General features: G+C 43.7%; 11 protein-coding genes. 9 read left to right on the forward strand and 2 right to left on the reverse strand.

Translation table 11 applies throughout. The annotated features are described in order from the left end of the window. Nucleotides 1–18 precede the first annotated feature (18 nt). The 9 genes from ACTS60_RS09135 to rmf all read left to right on the forward strand — a co-directional run bounded on the left by ACTS60_RS09135 (nt 19) and on the right by rmf (nt 14206). Nucleotides 19–237 carry a DUF2835 domain-containing protein gene (locus ACTS60_RS09135; protein ID WP_440887985.1) on the forward strand — a complete coding sequence of 73 codons (219 nt, stop codon included), beginning with the start codon at nt 19–21 and terminating at the stop codon, nt 235–237. A 199-nt stretch (nt 238–436) separates the two neighbouring features. Then, nucleotides 437–5278 (forward strand): NAD-glutamate dehydrogenase, encoded by a 4842-nt coding sequence (locus ACTS60_RS09140; RefSeq protein WP_440887986.1) that lies wholly within the window; start codon nt 437–439, stop codon nt 5276–5278. Between the two features lie 305 nt (nt 5279–5583). Beyond that, nucleotides 5584–6594: a quinone-dependent dihydroorotate dehydrogenase gene (gene pyrD / locus ACTS60_RS09145; protein WP_440887987.1), complete on the forward strand. Its 1011-nt coding sequence runs from the start codon at nt 5584–5586 to the stop codon at nt 6592–6594. Nucleotides 6595–6758: 164 nt separating this feature from the next. Beyond that, nucleotides 6759–7301, forward strand: a complete 543-nt coding sequence (locus tag ACTS60_RS09150) for a cell division protein ZapC (protein WP_440887988.1) — start codon at nt 6759–6761, stop codon at nt 7299–7301. 512 nt (nt 7302–7813) lie between these two features. Continuing rightward, a complete protein-coding gene (gene rlmKL, locus ACTS60_RS09155) occupies nt 7814–9937 on the forward strand; it encodes a bifunctional 23S rRNA (guanine(2069)-N(7))-methyltransferase RlmK/23S rRNA (guanine(2445)-N(2))-methyltransferase RlmL (protein WP_440887989.1) in 2124 nt (707 codons plus the stop codon). An 18-nt stretch (nt 9938–9955) separates the two neighbouring features. Beyond that, nucleotides 9956–10207: a glutaredoxin family protein gene (locus tag ACTS60_RS09160; RefSeq protein WP_012128011.1), complete on the forward strand. Its 252-nt coding sequence runs from the start codon at nt 9956–9958 to the stop codon at nt 10205–10207. Beyond that, nucleotides 10185–12104: an ABC transporter ATP-binding protein gene (locus ACTS60_RS09165; protein ID WP_440887990.1), complete on the forward strand. Its 1920-nt coding sequence runs from the start codon at nt 10185–10187 to the stop codon at nt 12102–12104. Before ACTS60_RS09160 ends, ACTS60_RS09165 begins: the two co-directional genes overlap by 23 nt. 7 nt (nt 12105–12111) lie before the next feature. Further along, nucleotides 12112–13872, forward strand: a complete 1761-nt coding sequence (locus ACTS60_RS09170) for a DUF3466 family protein (protein WP_440887991.1) — start codon at nt 12112–12114, stop codon at nt 13870–13872. Nucleotides 13873–14032: 160 nt separating this feature from the next. Further along, entirely contained in the window at nt 14033–14206 is a 174-nt protein-coding gene (gene rmf, locus ACTS60_RS09175) for a ribosome modulation factor (protein ID WP_005532367.1), read from the forward strand. 148 nt (nt 14207–14354) lie between these two features. Here the strand turns inward: rmf and fabA are convergent, their stop codons facing one another. Then, entirely contained in the window at nt 14355–14873 is a 519-nt protein-coding gene (gene fabA / locus ACTS60_RS09180; RefSeq protein ID WP_010448008.1) for a bifunctional 3-hydroxydecanoyl-ACP dehydratase/trans-2-decenoyl-ACP isomerase, read from the reverse strand. A 70-nt stretch (nt 14874–14943) separates the two neighbouring features. Beyond that, nucleotides 14944–16584, reverse strand: a complete 1641-nt coding sequence (locus ACTS60_RS09185) for a S16 family serine protease (protein ID WP_440887992.1) — start codon at nt 16582–16584, stop codon at nt 14944–14946. Nucleotides 16585–16686: the final 102 nt, after the last annotated feature.

Consider the following 16686-nt stretch of genomic DNA (forward strand, 5'->3'; position numbering starts at 1 on the left):
TGACAACAATCCATTTTCATGAACCAGTATTACTTCTCTCTCAACATTTCTTATCAAACATTTCTTTCACACTATTCTGGTGCGGCTTGTTCAGTGCAAGTTATTACTGACAATGGTTTGAGGCTGCAATTAGATGCATCAAAGTTTCGACCATTTCTTAGTCAATTAGGCATTCGAGGTCGTTTTAGGCTCACAACTGACCAAAATAACAAGTTTCTAAAGTTAGAAACTCTGTGATGCCTGATATTCCTAGTGAGTTAAACAGGAATCTTAGTCACAGAATCAGACATTTCACCTCCTACCACTGCTATTTTTTGTTAAACATTTGTAATTATGCTTTTACAATAAGTGCATGCATTACCTATGCTTAGTTTCGAGGCTAAAACCCGAAGTTAAGTCCCCCTACAAAACAACAATTCTAATGTGGAGTGTGAATATGACCGCGCGTGAAAATGTAGTGCCGGTTCTGCTTGAAAAGGTATACCAACTAATTCAAGACAAACTCGAGCTTTCTCACCAACCGCTTGTAACTAAACTTGCTCAACACTTATTTAGTAACATTGCTGATGATGACTTGATTCAGCGAAACGAATCTGACCTTTATGGTGCCGTTGTTAGCCTGTGGCACCATATCAATGAAAAAAAGCCAGAAGACATTTCTGTAAGGGTATTCAACCCAACTGTCAGCCGCCAAGGCTGGCAATCGACTCACACTATTGTTGAAATTGTTGTACCGGACAGCCCGTTTTTGGTGGATTCCATCAAGATGGCGTTAACACGACTCGACCTCGTTTCTCACTTGATGCTCAATAACCCAACGCAACTAGAACGCGATAAGAAGGGGCAAGTGACGGACATTAACGGTGAGGGCGGTGTTCTACAATCTCTATTCCATATCGAAGTTGACCGCTTAACCAGTAAAGATGCAATGCAAGCATTGAAAAACGAGCTGCTGACCATTCTTTCTGATACTCGCCTAGTGGTGGATGACTGGAAGCAAATGGTTGATAAGCTCAAGATCGTCACTGATGATCTTGAGAAGAATAAAGATCGAGTTTCAATGAAAACCGATCGTTTAGACGAAACGATCGAATACCTACGTTGGTTGGGGGATCATAACTTCACCTTCATGGGCTACAAAGAATACGATCTTGTTAGTGTTAACGGCGATACTGAACTCCAACCAGCTCAAGAAAAAGGTCTTGGCCTGTTTGCTGATGAGAAGCGTGTTCGAAGCATCAAGCTTTCTGAGCTGTCAGATTCGGCTCGCCTTGAAGCGAAAAAACCTTACGCACTGATCATTACTAAGGGCAACCAAGCGTCTCGCATTCATCGCCCAGCGTACACCGACTACATTGGTGTTAAAAAGTTTGATGAAAACGGCAAAGTCATTGGTGAACACCGTTTCACAGGTCTTTACACTTCTGCTGTATATAACCAAGCGGTACAAAGCATTCCTCTGATCCGCGAGAAAGTGGGTCGTATCCTAGAAGCAAGCGGCTACCGTAACGGATCGTACTCTTACAAAGCACTGCACAATATTCTAGAAAACTACCCTCGTGATGAACTCCTTCAAGCTCGTGAAGAAGAGCTACTAGAAGTGGGAATGGGTGTAGTACAGATGCAAGATCGTGACTTATTGCGTCTGTTTGTTCGTAAAGACCCGTTTGGTCGCTTCTTCAGCTGCATGGTTTACGTGACAAAAGACCGTTATAACACGGAGCTACGTCGCCAAACGCAACGTATTCTTAAACAGTACTTTGCTTGTGAACAAGAAGTTGAATTTACTACATTCTTCTCAGAAAGCCCGCTAGCGAGAACCCATTATATTGTTCGTGTAGACAATAATAACATTGATGTAGACGTGAAAAAGATTGAGCAGAACTTAATGGAAGTATCGACTTCATGGGATGACCGCCTAAAAGAATCTATCATTGCTAACTTTGGTGAGAGCAAAGGTCTTCCACTTTCGAAAGAGTACATGAGCGCATTCCCGCGTTCATACAAAGAAGACATGATGCCAAGTTCTGCGGTAGCAGACATCGAACGTCTAGAAGCGTTAAGCGATGACAATAAACTCGGTATGCTGTTCTACCGTCCGCAAGAAGAAGCAGCAGAGTCCAAAGCCGTTCGCTTAAAGCTATACCACCGCGACGAGCCAATCCACCTGTCTGACGTGATGCCGATGCTGGAAAACTTAGGCCTACGTGTGATCGGGGAATCACCATATGAGATCGAAACCAACAATGGACAAACGTTCTGGATCCTAGATTTCTCGATGCTGCATAAGAGCGAAAAGACGGTTGATCTTCGTGAAGCGCGCGATCGTTTCCAACAAGCATTTGCTGCTATTTGGGCGGGGAACCTTGAGAGTGATGGCTTTAACCGCTTGGTATTAGGCGCTTCATTATCTGGTCGAGAAATCTCAATTCTTCGTGCATACGCGCGTTACATGCGTCAGGTTGGCTTCCCATTCAGTCAACAATATATCGAAGATACTCTCAGCCATTACCCGGATTTAGCTACGGGCCTAGTTAACCTGTTTGCTAAGCGATTCGATCCAAAACACAAGGGCAGTGAGAAAGGTCAGAACGATCTCATTAAGAAGATTACTGAAGAATTGGATCGTGTGGAAAGCTTGGATGATGATCGTATTATCCGTCGCTACATGGAAATGATCACAGCAACGCTTCGTACTAACTACTACCAGTTGGACGAAGATAAGCAGCCAAAACCTTGGTTATCATTGAAGATGAAGCCAAGCGAAATACCAGATATTCCTCAACCTGTACCTGCATTTGAAATCTTTGTGTACGCACCGGATATCGAAGGTGTGCACCTACGTGGCGGTAAAGTCGCACGTGGTGGTTTGCGTTGGTCAGACCGTCAAGAGGACTTCCGTACGGAGATTCTTGGACTGGTTAAAGCACAGCAAGTTAAGAACACTGTTATTGTCCCTGTGGGTGCAAAAGGTGGCTTCGTATGTAAACGTCAGCACACTCTAACTAACCGTGATGACATCTTTGCTGAAGGTCAGCGTTGTTACAAACGCTTCATTCGCGCGCTTCTTGATGTTTCCGATAACATCATCGAAGGTGAAGTTATTCCGCCGAAGAGTGTCGTACGTCACGATGAAGACGACCCATACTTGGTTGTTGCAGCCGATAAAGGTACCGCGACGTTCTCTGATTTGGCGAACTCTGTGTCGGATGAGTACAACTTCTGGCTAGGTGATGCGTTTGCGTCAGGTGGTTCCAACGGTTACGACCACAAAGCAATGGGTATCACAGCGAAAGGTGGTTGGGAATCGGTGAAGCGTCACTTCCGTGAAATGGGGATCAACTGTCAAACGACTGACTTCACTGCAATTGGTGTTGGTGATATGGCCGGCGACGTATTTGGCAATGGTATGCTGCTATCTAAGCATATTCGTCTGCAAGCAGCATTTAACCACATGCACATCTTCATTGATCCAAACCCTGACTCAGCTACCAGTTGGGAAGAGCGTAATCGCTTATTTAATTTGCCACGATCAAGCTGGGAAGATTACAACGCAGAGTTGATCTCGCAAGGCGGTGGCATTTTCTCTCGTCGTTCTAAATCGATCCCATTAACACCTGAAATCCAAAAAATGTTGGGCACTAAGAAAGCCTCTCTTGCGCCGAACGATCTCATTAAAATGATCCTACAAATGGAAGTGGATCTGCTTTGGAATGGCGGTATCGGTACTTACGTTAAAGCATCAAGCGAGACGCACACCGATGTTGGCGACCGTGCAAACGACGTACTCCGCATCGACGGACGTGATTTGAAAGCGAAAGTCGTTGGTGAGGGCGGTAACTTGGGTATGACTCAGTTAGGCCGTATTGAATATGCAACCACTGGTGGTCGTGTAAACACCGACTTTGTTGACAACGTTGGTGGTGTAGATTGTTCGGATAATGAAGTGAACATCAAGATCTTCTTGAACGGTCTTGTATCAAATGGCGATCTAACAGTTAAACAACGCAACCAAATTCTTGAATCGATGGAAGATGAAGTTGGTGAAATTGTATTGGATGATGCGTACTGCCAATCTGAATCAATTTCGGTAACAGAGCACCAAGGTGTCGGCGTCGTTAAAGAGCAAGTTCGTTTTATTCATACGATGGAGAAAGCCGGGTACTTAGATCGTGCTCTTGAGTACATTCCGGACGATGAAACTCTGATCGAACGCGAAAAACAAGGCCTTGGTCTGACACGTCCAGAGCTGTCTGTTTTAGTTGCTTATGGAAAGATGGTTCTGAAAGAGCAGTTAGCTGTAGAAGAAATAGCCAACGATGCATTTCACGCTAATCAGCTTGTTGCTTACTTCCCGAGTGAGTTACGCCGTAACTATAAAGAGCAAATGGTCAACCATCCACTGCGTGCTGAAATTATCGCGACAGCCTTGGCCAACCAAATGGTCAACGAAATGGGGTGCAACTTTGTAACTCGTCTCCAAGAGGAGACGGGGGCGAATGTGGTTGATATTGCGAACGCGTATAGTTCGGCACGAGAAATCTTTGAACTTGAGGATATTCTTAAACAGACTCGTGCGTTAGATAATATTGCGACCGCAAAAGCACAATATGAAATTATGTTTTATGTTCGTCGTGCATTGCGCCGTATCTCACGTTGGTTATTGCGTAATCGTAGTGCTAAGAGCACCGTTACTGATCTTATCGCAATGTATAAAGACGATGTTCATACCATTACTGAAACGCTTGACACTATGCTGGTAGCTTCCGAAGTGGAAGAGCATAATGAACTGGCTCAAAAGTGGATCGAACGTGGAGTAGAAGAGAAACTGGCGCACCACGTAGCTCGTCTCTCTAGCCTGCAATCAGCACTGGATATCTCTGCCGTGGCAACTGAAACAGGCAAAACGGTTGAGCAGGCATCGAAGCTCTACTTTAACTTGGGTGACCGTTTGTCACTGCACTGGTTCTTGAAACAAATCAATAGCCAAGCGGTGGACAATAACTGGCAAGCTCTTGCACGTGCCGCATTCCGAGAAGATCTTGATTGGCAACAACGTCAACTGACGGCACAAGTCCTGACGTGTGGTTGTTCAACAGAGGATTTAGACGTAATACAAGCACTTGATGATTGGATGTCGAGCAACGAGCTTTCACTACATCGTTGGGAGAGCATCTTGAACGAGTTCAAAGTTGGCTCAGTCCATGAGTTTGCTAAGTTCTCTGTTGCACTTCGAGAATTGGTTCTGCTCAACTTAAACTGCTCTTCAAACGAATAGGGCACGTTACTTTGACAAAAGCCTCGCTATTGCGGGGCTTTTTTATGTTTATAACCATTCAAAATTACAATTATTGGTGACAATGTAACGCGTAACTTAAGTTTTTATAGCGTGAAATCGTTTGCTTTTAACGAAAAAGCTATCAGTTTTGCATAAAGAATAGAGTGCTAATAGACTGTTTTTATAAGTAAAGTTTAAATAAGAGGTACTATTTTGCTTAATTCACTCATTTTCATTGAATTGAGATGAAAAACAGTAAATAATATTGACCCGTTTACACGGGGCTTTTTTCTTTCGGAGGCACAATGCTTTACCGTCTAGCCAGAACTGGCTTTTTCCAACTTGATGCCGAAAAGGCACATGATCTTGCAATCAAAAATTTCCAACGCTTTAACGGCACTCCTCTCGATCTTTTCTATCGTCAACAATTACCAAACCGTCCAGTAGAATGCATGGGGCTTACATTCCGTAACCCAGTAGGTCTAGCTGCGGGTTTGGACAAAAACGGCGAATGTATCGAAGCATTTGATGCCATGGGCTTTGGTTTTGTCGAAGTTGGTACTGTTACGCCTCGTCCACAACCAGGTAATGATAAGCCACGCTTGTTCCGCCTAGTTGAAGCGGAAGGTATCATCAACCGTATGGGCTTTAACAATCTAGGTGTGGATCATCTGGTTGAGAATGTGAAAAAGGCAAAATACAACTGTGTCCTTGGTATCAACATTGGTAAAAATAAAGATACACCAATTGAGAACGGGGCAGAGGACTACCTAATTTGTATGGAAAAAGTGTACGAGTACGCGGGTTACATCGCCGTAAATATCTCGTCACCAAATACACCAGGACTTCGTTCACTGCAGTACGGTGAAGCATTAGACGAATTGCTGTCTGAACTGAAAGTTAAACAAGCAGAACTTGCAGAAAAACACAGCAAGTACGTACCTTTGGCGCTAAAAATCGCACCAGATTTGAGTGATGATGAAATCAGCCAAATTTGTGAGTCTTTAGTTAAGAACAATATTGACGGTGTAATTGCAACCAACACGACTTTGGATCGCACAATTGTTGAAGGTATGAAGCATGCGAATGAAGCAGGTGGTTTAAGTGGACGCCCGGTTCAATCTCGTTCAACAGAGGTTGTTCGCAAACTTCACGAAGAGTTGGGGGATAAACTTCCGATCATCGGTGTTGGTGGTGTTGACTCATACGTCGCAGCAAAAGAGAAAATGATGGCAGGTGCACAACTTGTTCAAGTATACACTGGTTTCATCTACCACGGTCCTGCGCTCGTACGCGATATTGTTAAAAATCTATAAAATCAGCTGTTAAATCGTTGAGAAATCAACGCTTGTTACTGAAAAAGAGGAATCTGTTTCCTCTTTTTTTTTGTCCGTTCGTTTGTAAAATTTAAGAATCATGAGTAGGTAATTAAGCGTCTTACCTCTTATTACTGTTTAACTAGTCACAAGAGAACGGAATAATGCTTAAACCCAGCGACAAATGGAATTGGTATTTTGACGAGCAGAAAGCTTGCCTAATGCTGGATTTGGGGGAGGAGATGATTTTCCAAACCAATCTATGCCGTAAGCTGTTGGTCAATTGTGCCTTCTCAAACAATGAATTCACCGTTGATGACGCAAGCGCGTTCCAAACGTACAACGAAAGAATCCGTTGCCTCGACATCAACGAATATCGTCAAGCCGAACTTACGCTTTATTGCGTAGCCGCTAAACGCTTTCATAAACCTGTTCAGCCAAAGAGCTGGTTCTTCGACGCCCAATGCGATGGGCATGAGCCAGAAGAAGGGGACATGGTATGCCTGACAAACCGCTTTTCAGAAGGTGTATTCATCGTTCTCGAGCCAGGCGAAACATCTAGTCTGTGTGCTTATGTAGGGCAGGACGAATTCTTACTCGATGGCAATAAAGCACTGCCATTTGGACAACCGATTAAAGTAATGCATGATCGCATGGTATGTGCTAATCACTTATTCATGATGGCACCAATGGCGATGGTGGGTTAGTTTCCTTTTGATTTTTTCTTTATTTTCGTTCCTTTGTTTGCATTAATCGACCGTACTAGGTCGATTTTTTTTGCCCCTAATTCTTAGATTAACTCATCGTATAAGTCTCAAACTAGCCACTAAGTACACGCTATTCCCAATCTCATTTTTGAACCTGCTCACTTTTATTCCACTTTTTTCATTTTAGTGTTTCCTTAAATTAGGCAACTTGACGCTTAATATTTCACCTTTTATTCCTCTATAGGCACACTTTGTAAGTAAATTACATTCTAAAATGCAATCTGGTATATACCAAAGTGTAAGTGAATAAGTATTTACTTTCGCTGTAGGGTAGGTTTTTATGAGAATTAGATAATGAGACTTATTTTGTCTTTGGAAGCGTTGTGTTTTGACTTACAACAGATGAGATTGGTGACTGTTTGTGCTAACAACGGTAAAAAGCCTTTAAAAACGAGGCATTGATCGTAAAGTCAGGTATAATCAAAGCCATTTTTTATCGATGAAAGAACACTATGAATCAATATCTCGCGGTAACTTCAAACGGCATGGAAAACTTGCTTGTTGATGAGCTGACTAAACTAGGCATTGAAAACGCCAAACCAGTACAGGCAGGCGTTAAATTTAAGGCGACGAATGAACAGATCTACCGTTGCTGTTTGTGGAGCCGCTTGGCGTCTCGATTTGTACGTGTTTTATCGGAGTTTACCTGTAACGACGACATGGACCTTTACCTGTCGACGTCGGCGATTAACTGGGTAAATCAATTCCATAGCTCAAAACGTTTTGTGGTTGACTTCAACGGTACCAACCGCGAAATCCGGAATAGCCAATACGGTGCAATGAAAGTCAAAGATGGCATCGTAGACTGTTTCGAAAAGAAAGGTCTTCCTCGTCCAAATATCAGCAAAGAGTCTCCAGATATCCGCGTTCACGTTCGTTTGCACAAAGACAAAGCAATTCTCGGTGTCGATATGGTGGGCAGTGGTCTTCATCAACGTGGCTACCGTCCAGAATCTGGTCGAGCTCCGCTACGTGAAACACTTGCCGCGGCAATCATAATGCGTTGTGGCTGGGATGGCTCTCAACCACTGCTAGATCCAATGTGTGGTTCTGGTACGTTACTGATTGAAGCTGCGATGATGGCTGCTAACATGGCACCAGGCGTGAAGCGTAAACAGTGGGGCTTTGAAGCTTTAGAAGACTTTGAACCAGAGCTGTGGGCTGAGATCAAATCAGAAGCAAATGTTCAGGCTCGACGCGGTGTCAAAAAAGTTGACGCTAAGTTTTTCGGCTTCGATAACGACCCGAAAGTACTGAAAGTTGCACAAGACAACGCTCGAAGAGCTGGCGTTGAAGAGCTGATCGAATTCGCTCAAGGTGATGCGGCAACTATTACTCGTCCAGCAGGCTTCGAAGCGGGCGTTATCGTATCTAACCCTCCTTACGGTGAGCGTCTTGGCACCGAGCCTGGTCTGATTGCGCTATACACAGCGTTTGGCGGTCAACTAAAAGCAGAGTTTGGTGGTTGCAAAGCGTCTATCTTCTCGAGTTCTGATGAGCTACTAAGCTGCCTTCGCCTGCGTGCAGACAAACAGTTCAAGTTGAATAATGGTGCGTTACCGTGTCACCAAAAGAACTACAGCATCGCAGAGCGTAGTGCTGATGAAGTGGAAGGTGCGGATAGTAATATTCAAATCGCACCTGACTTCTCAAACCGTTTGAAGAAGAACATCGGTAAGATTGGCAAATGGGCTCGTAAAGAGAAACTGGATTGTTACCGTATCTACGACGCAGACCTTCCAGAATACAACGTAGCGATCGATGTTTACGGCGATCAAATCGTGATTCAAGAATATGCGGCACCTAAGAACATTCCTGAAGAAAAAGCGAAACGTCGTCTAACAGACATCATTCGTGGCACGATTCAGGTAACTGGCGTAGAGGCGAACAAAGTTGTACTTAAAGTTCGTGAAAAGCAGAAAGGTCGCAGTCAGTACCAAAAATTAGGTCAAGTATCTGAGACGCTTGAAGTAAACGAATATGGCGTGAAGCTGATCGTAAACCTTCACGATTACCTAGACACTGGCTTGTTCTTAGATCATAAGATCACTCGTCGTCGTCTTGGTGAAATGTCGAAGGGTAAAGATTTCCTTAACTTGTTTGCTTACACTGGTAGTGCGACAGTGCACGCTGCAGTTGGTGGTGCGCGTTCTACAACCACGGTAGACATGTCAAACACTTACCTTAACTGGGCGAAAGACAACATGCAGCTAAATGGTTGTGTTGGTCGCCAGCATCGTTTTGAGCAAGCTGACTGTCTACAGTGGCTTGAGAATGCGAAAGGTGAATACGATCTTATCTTTATTGATCCACCGACGTTCTCTAACTCTAAGCGTATGGAAACGTCGTTCGATGTACAACGCGACCATATCAAGCTAATGACAAACCTGAAGCGTCTGTTACGTGCCGGTGGTACGATTGTGTTCTCTAACAACAAACGTCATTTCAAGATGGATGAATCAGGGCTCGCAGAGTTGGGCTTGAAAGCGCAGAATATCTCGTCTCAAACTCTTCCACTGGACTTCTCTCGTAACAAACAGATTCACAACTGCTGGTTGGTTACTCACGCTGAATAGGGACGGAACAGTAAAAGGATGTTAAACGTGCTAACACTTTACAGCACAGAAGGGTGCCATCTCTGTGAGATGGCATTTGACCTCGTTGGTCAGATTGGCCTCGCCGAACAAACTCACATCGTCGACATTGCGTTCGACGATGTTCTCTTTTCTCGTTACGGCGTCACAATTCCCGTATTAAAATATCAAGATTCTGAGTTGAACTGGCCGTTTGACTTAGAACAACTCACACATTGGTTGGATAATAATGGCATTACTTACCATTCATAACGCACAACTTGCATTTGGTGACCACCCATTGCTAGACAAAGCAGAGTTCGCTCTTCAAGAAAATGAACGCGTTTGTTTAGTTGGTCGCAACGGTGCAGGTAAGTCTACATTAATGAAAGTGCTTGCCGGCGACATTTTGTTGGACGATGGCAAGATTCAAATCACTCAAGACGTAGTTGTTTCTCGACTCGAACAAGATCCACCGCGTAATCAAGAGGGTACGGTTTACGAGTACGTATCTGGTGGTTTAGCTGAAATCGGTGAACAGCTAAAGATCTATCACGATCTTCTCGATCTTGTGGGTCAGGACCCAAGTGAAAAGAACATCAACCGACTTGCTAAGATTCAAGAACAGCTGGATCACCTTAATGCTTGGCGCTTTGATGACCGTGTTAAGAACGTACTTGGTGCTCTAAAGCTAAGTCCTGAAACCAAACTGACCGATTTATCAGGTGGCTGGCAACGCAAAGCAGCGCTCGCTCGTGCGCTTGTTTGTGATCCTGATGTACTGCTTCTTGATGAGCCTACTAACCACCTTGATGTAACAACCATCGAATGGTTAGAAAACTTCTTAAAAGACTTCAAAGGCTCGATCATCTTTATTTCCCATGACCGTGCGTTCATCAAATCGATGGCAACACGTATTGTCGACTTAGATCGCGGTCAATTGGCTTCTTTCCCTGGAAACTATGACCAATACTTGAATGACAAAGAAGAGATGCTTCGCGTTGAAGAGATGCAAAATGCCGAGTTCGACAAAAAGCTAGCTCAGGAAGAAGTATGGATTCGTCAGGGGATTAAAGCGCGTCGTACACGTAACGAAGGTCGCGTTCGTGCTCTTAAAAAGCTGCGTGAAGAACGTCGTGACCGCCGTGAAGTTCAAGGTAAAGTTAACCTTAATATCGATGATGCATCGCGTTCAGGTAAGATCGTTTTTGAAGCAGAAAACGTCTCTTTTGCTTTCGAAGGTAAAAAGATCGTGGATGACTTTAGCTTCAACATCATGCGTGGTGATCGAATCGCACTGATTGGCCCTAACGGCTGCGGGAAAAGTACTGTACTCAAACTACTACTAGGCCAATTAGAAACACAGGGTGGGCGTCTGCATTGTGGAACAAAACTCGAAGTAGCTTACTTTGACCAGTACCGTGAAATTCTCGACCCAGAAAAAACGGTTATCGATAACCTAGCGGATGGCAAGCAAGAAGTGATGGTTGGTGGTCGTCAGCGTCACGCATTGAGCTACCTACAGGACTTCTTGTTCGCACCAAAACGTGCTCGCACGCCGGTAAAAGCATTATCTGGCGGTGAAAAAAACCGTTTGTTGCTAGCTCGTATCTTATTGAAACCTAACAACTTACTTATTCTAGACGAACCAACTAACGATTTGGACATCGAAACGTTGGAACTTTTAGAAGAAATGCTTGCCAATTATCAGGGTACGTTACTGCTTGTTAGTCACGATCGTGAGTTCGTAGATAATACAGTAACAACTAGCTGGATTTTTGAAGGTAATGGTGTAATCGAAGAGTTCGTTGGTGGTTATCACGATGCAAAACAGCAGCGTGATCAAGCTCTTGCTTCACGCAGTCAGGTTGAAAAAGCAGCGAAGAAAGCGAAAGTGGTTGAGGAAACTCCCAAAACTACGCAGCCTAAGAACAATTCGAAGAAATTATCGTATAAGCTGCAAAGAGAATTAGAGGCTCTTCCAGCTAAACTAGAACAATTAGAGTCGGATATTGAGGCTTTACAAGAGCAAGTGAATGACCCAGCGTTTTTCGCTAAATCTGTAGAACAGACTCAACCGGTATTGGAACAGCTCGCTGCCGTAGAGCAGGAGTTGGAAATCGCGTTCGAGAGATGGGAAGAACTCGAAGCAATGCAACAGGACAGTTAAGAATTCCATGAATTGTAGTAACAAATTCAAATTGACCGCCGTCGCGATGATGGTGGGTACGGCAATGAATGCTAATGCTGCGCTTTACCGTGTGGTGGAGGTGGCTCCAAAAGGTATCAATACCGATTATGCCACAGCATATGGCGTTGCAATCCAAGCTGGTAACGTTTACGAAAACACTGACAAAACAACACCATATCAGTTAGGTTGTTTTGATAATGGTGCCGCTTGTGATGAAACAACATTCAAGCTAGCCGGTGAAACGAGAACGACCAAGATACTATCGGGTGAAGCGGTAGATGGTGTTAGCTTCCGTGAAGAAGCGCCATTTGCGATGGATTCAGCATTCCGCTATATCGAAGATTTTGATGATATTGAACTGTATTGTAATCGTGAGCTCCGTTACTCAACGTGTGAGAGTTGGGCTTATCGCGTCTGGGAACCATGGTATCAAGAACGTGATACGTTAAGTGAACAGTCCAATGCGCTTGCATTTGTAGAAGGCAAGAGCTTTGACAACAAATACAATAATGTAATCAATACGTTGACGGCCAACTTAGACGCAATTGGTAATCAAAGCATTTTAAATCCTGAAGGTGATGGTTCTGTCGGAGATAAGCTCATCACACGTAATCAGGTTGTTGCTCCATCGAAACCAAACTATGTAAAGTTTGATGATAAGGACGAGAAAACCGCATATCATCAATCTAGAGCTTGGTTTAGTAATGGTGAATACACGTCGGGTAGTGTTTCATACGGTCAGACAAACGATAACGGTAATTACTATAATTCCAAAGCGGCAATTTGGGACAACGATGGAAATACTTCAGTTGTTGCATGGCCGTCAGGATCAAGCGACGAAAGAGATCGCTTAGCTCAAGGAAGCATGCGAGATTTTATTCAGGCTACAGTAGATGGAAAGTCTGTTATCTACGGCGCAGGCTTTAACGCTTATGACAGTAGTGAAAACTACATACAAGCGACTATTTTTAAAGGAACATTTGGTGATACCACTACCCTTAAAGATATAACTTGGCAATCACTTCCTGTCGCTGGTGCAACATCCGAAATTAGCTCTGATTTTGTTTATACAAACTCCGCAGTACAAGCGATTAACAAAAACAAAGTTGCTGTAGGTGAAGCCAAGCGATATGGCGGAGCACCAGAAGGTGGTGCTGCAGCAAACCGACTGTTTGTTGTAAAAGATATCAATTCTCCATCTGCTAGCTACCTATCTAGCGGTATCTTCTTTGACGGTATCGGTGGCAAAGTTGGCGGGCTTAATAATTACAATGAAATTGTTGGACAGTTAGATGCTGAAGATACGCGTGAAGTTGATGGTAAAGCACGTCGAAAACGCGGCTTTATCCTACCTTACGACGCAACAGGTACAGTAGAAGCAAGAAGAGATATTTTCCAAGATCGTGCTTGGTACCTGGATGATCTTACTAATGGTGGTGATTACTCGGCAGAAAACAACCAGTTCCGTATCATTGACGCTACTGACATTAACGATGCCGGTGTAATATCTGCGACAGCAACCATGTGTAAGGATGGCTATGATACGTTTGCGCATAACTCTTTGTGCAAAGGCGGTGAAGCAAACGCTGAAAAAGTTGTGGCTGTTAAGTTAATTCCAATTGCATCCGCTAACGCGACAGATATTGTCACTCGATCTGTCGATCAGGCAGCAGCTGAACGACAAGGCGCTGGACTTGGAGTGTTTGCTTTGACACTGCTTGGGTTATTTGGGTTCCGTAGAAAATAGTCAGTATTTTTTAAATCAGGCAGAGGCTCACAGAAATGAGCCTCTGCTTTTTTTATGCCTTGAGAAAATGCAAACTTTGATCGATTCTTAGAGGTGGAGTCATAAAAACTCCATCAAAGTTTCACAATAACAGTTGTACGACCTGTATGAGGAATTACCTATGAAGAGACAAAAGCGTGATCGCCTAGAACGAGCTCAATCTCAAGGCTACAAAGCTGGGTTGAATGGAAGGTCCCAAGAGGCTTGCCCATATCAACAAATTGATGCTCGGTCGTATTGGTTAGGTGGTTGGCGTGATGCCAGAGATGAAAAACAATCTGGTCTCTACAAATAACTCTCCACATACAACTAGAAGGATTTGAAAAGGCTCATTTAGAGCCTTTTCTGCGTTCATAAGCCAAGGTTTTGCTTTAAAACAATACTGCGGATAACAAAAAGGCCCCTTAAAAAAGGAGCCTTATAAAACGCTTCAGAGTAGGTGATTAGAAGCTAGATGTGTCTTGGAACAAACCAACTTTCAAGTCTTTTGCTACGTATATCTCTTTACCGTCTACACATACACGGCCATCAGCTAAACCCATCACCAACTTACGGTTAACAACACGCTTCATGTGGATTTCGTAAGTTACTTTTTTCGCTGTTGGTAGGATCTGACCAGTAAATTTCACTTCGCCAACTCCAAGAGCGCGACCTTTGCCCTTACCGCCAACCCAGCCTAGGAAGAAACCAACAAGCTGCCACATTGCGTCAAGGCCAAGGCAACCTGGCATTACCGGGTCACCAGGGAAGTGGCAATCAAAGAACCAAAGATCCGGAGTAATATCTAATTCTGCAAGAATTAAACCCTTACCAAAATCGCCTTCAGTCTCAGACATTTTAGTAATACGATCCATCATTAGCATGTTTGGCGCTGGTAGCTGAGGGTAACCAGGTCCGAACAACTCACCTTGGCTAGAAGCTAGAAGATCGTCACGGTTATAAGAATCACGTTTGTTTTGCATTATCAATTACTCCGATTTTTGATAGCAGCATCTTAGTGAACACGTGTACGCTAAACAACTCCGATCAGTACTAGACAAACCAGTTTTTGATGCGCTCCACAATTCCTTCAGGATGTTCGTGTCTTTCAAAACTTTCAATACGTTCAGCAATTTTACCAATGACGCTATCTTCTTCTCCACGAAATGGTTTTGACATCAGGATAGGAATGGCTTCGTCAACAGTAGAAACAGACCAAATATGGAACTCACCATTCTTAATGCTTTCTACGACATCTTTATGTAGCGCGAGATGCTTCAGGTTAGACTTTGGCATAATCACGCCTTGTTTACCCGTGAACCCTTGGTGCTTACATACTTGGTAAAAACCTTCGATCTTTTCATTCAGGCCACCAACAGCTTGGACACGACCAAATTGGTCCACAGCACCGGTGACAGCAATCTGTTGATTGACAGGAGATTCAGACAGGGCACTCACTAAACAGCAAAGCTCGGCCAATGAGGCACTGTCACCGTCAACTTCACTGTAAGACTGTTCAAACACAATCGATGCGGAATATGGTAGGGGTTCATCAAGATCCAGTGCTGAGCTCACAAAGGCTTGCATGATCATCATCCCTTTAGCGTGCAGGTTACCACCTAGCTCCGCTTTACGCTCAACATCTGAAATATCACCATCACCAAAATGTATAACGCATGAGATACGTGCAGGTTCTCCGTAAGAAACAGGGTGTCCAGCCATGTCGATAACGGTTAAACCGTTTATTTGGCCAACCTGTTCTCCCGTTGTTTCAATGATCACTTGTCCGTCAAGAATATCGTCTACCGCTCGCTGAGGTAGGTATGACTCACGGTAGTACTTATCATCAATCGCCTGATCAATAGCATTAAAGTTAATGACATCACCGCCAGCATATTGTCGTGATAGGCCGAGTAATTGGTTATGCCACATCACACCAAGAGGTAAGTAGTGCTGATCCTCAGTGTATCGCATACCGGCAAGAATCAGTCTTTCAAATGCACTACTATCTAAATTAGGATGCTGATATTTCTTACAAATCCAGTTTACTAATCCAATATAGTTACTCAGGTTCTCTTGAGAAAGGTGAATATCCTCTTCAACTTCTGTATACATTGTTAAGCCTGCCGAAAAATCATCATCAACGTATTCAATTTCGGCCAACTGATTACGATCGCCTGTAATTATCAGTTTTACATCGTAAGTTTTTGCGTTAACTGGTGAAGAGGAGATGCGTTCAGGAGTGAGATTTATTGGTGAAAAACTGGTTCCTTGAACTGCTGCTTTGATACTCGGCCAACGAGCAGCATTAGCAAGAACCAAATTTGCTGGAACAATTAGGTAACCCTCATCGGCTTTAGAGAGCAAGCCCGATTCATATGTTGTGCTGCCATCTCGAGCCACACTATAGCGGTCAAACAACTCTTTTGCGTCTAGCGATTCAGTTGTAATAACGGCAGAGGGCGTTTTACTCTTTATCACATCACTGACAAAGCCCCTGTATATGGCGTTATCAGTACAGTTGACCAAAAGGATGCGAGTTAGTCCTCGGATGTTAGTAAACCTATTAATGGTTGCTTCAAGTCTTGGCTGAAGGTCAATAAAGGATTTTATCGGGAGAGAAGCAGCATTGTTTAAAAGCGCTTCATATTGCTCGAAAGAAGGGGTGACATCTTGCCAGTTAACTTGGTTCATTAAAATTCATCTTAATCTAATCTTACCAAGCATTATAACGAAACGATGATCAACTCCCTAGCGACAATTTAACCAATCCCAAAAGTTGAAACAGTACACCGG

It is taken from the genome of Vibrio sp. WZ-1, from assembly GCF_052037695.1.
Taxonomy (GTDB): domain Bacteria; phylum Pseudomonadota; class Gammaproteobacteria; order Enterobacterales; family Vibrionaceae; genus Vibrio.

Bases quoted from the DNA above. Each gene is read 5' to 3' on its own strand.
- fabA (WP_010448008.1), bottom strand. From the start codon at position 14,873: ATGCAAAACAAACGTGATTCTTATAACCGTGACGATCTTCTAGCTTCT.
- ACTS60_RS09185 (WP_440887992.1), bottom strand. From the start codon at position 16,584: ATGAACCAAGTTAACTGGCAAGATGTCACCCCTTCTTTCGAGCAATAT.
- ACTS60_RS09160 (WP_012128011.1), top strand. From the start codon at position 9,956: ATGTTAAACGTGCTAACACTTTACAGCACAGAAGGGTGCCATCTCTGT.
- pyrD (WP_440887987.1), top strand. From the start codon at position 5,584: ATGCTTTACCGTCTAGCCAGAACTGGCTTTTTCCAACTTGATGCCGAA.
- rlmKL (WP_440887989.1), top strand. From the start codon at position 7,814: ATGAATCAATATCTCGCGGTAACTTCAAACGGCATGGAAAACTTGCTT.
- ACTS60_RS09150 (WP_440887988.1), top strand. From the start codon at position 6,759: ATGCTTAAACCCAGCGACAAATGGAATTGGTATTTTGACGAGCAGAAA.
- ACTS60_RS09140 (WP_440887986.1), top strand. From the start codon at position 437: ATGACCGCGCGTGAAAATGTAGTGCCGGTTCTGCTTGAAAAGGTATAC.
- ACTS60_RS09165 (WP_440887990.1), top strand. From the start codon at position 10,185: ATGGCATTACTTACCATTCATAACGCACAACTTGCATTTGGTGACCAC.
- rmf (WP_005532367.1), top strand. From the start codon at position 14,033: ATGAAGAGACAAAAGCGTGATCGCCTAGAACGAGCTCAATCTCAAGGC.
- ACTS60_RS09170 (WP_440887991.1), top strand. From the start codon at position 12,112: ATGAATTGTAGTAACAAATTCAAATTGACCGCCGTCGCGATGATGGTG.
- ACTS60_RS09135 (WP_440887985.1), top strand. From the start codon at position 19: ATGAACCAGTATTACTTCTCTCTCAACATTTCTTATCAAACATTTCTT.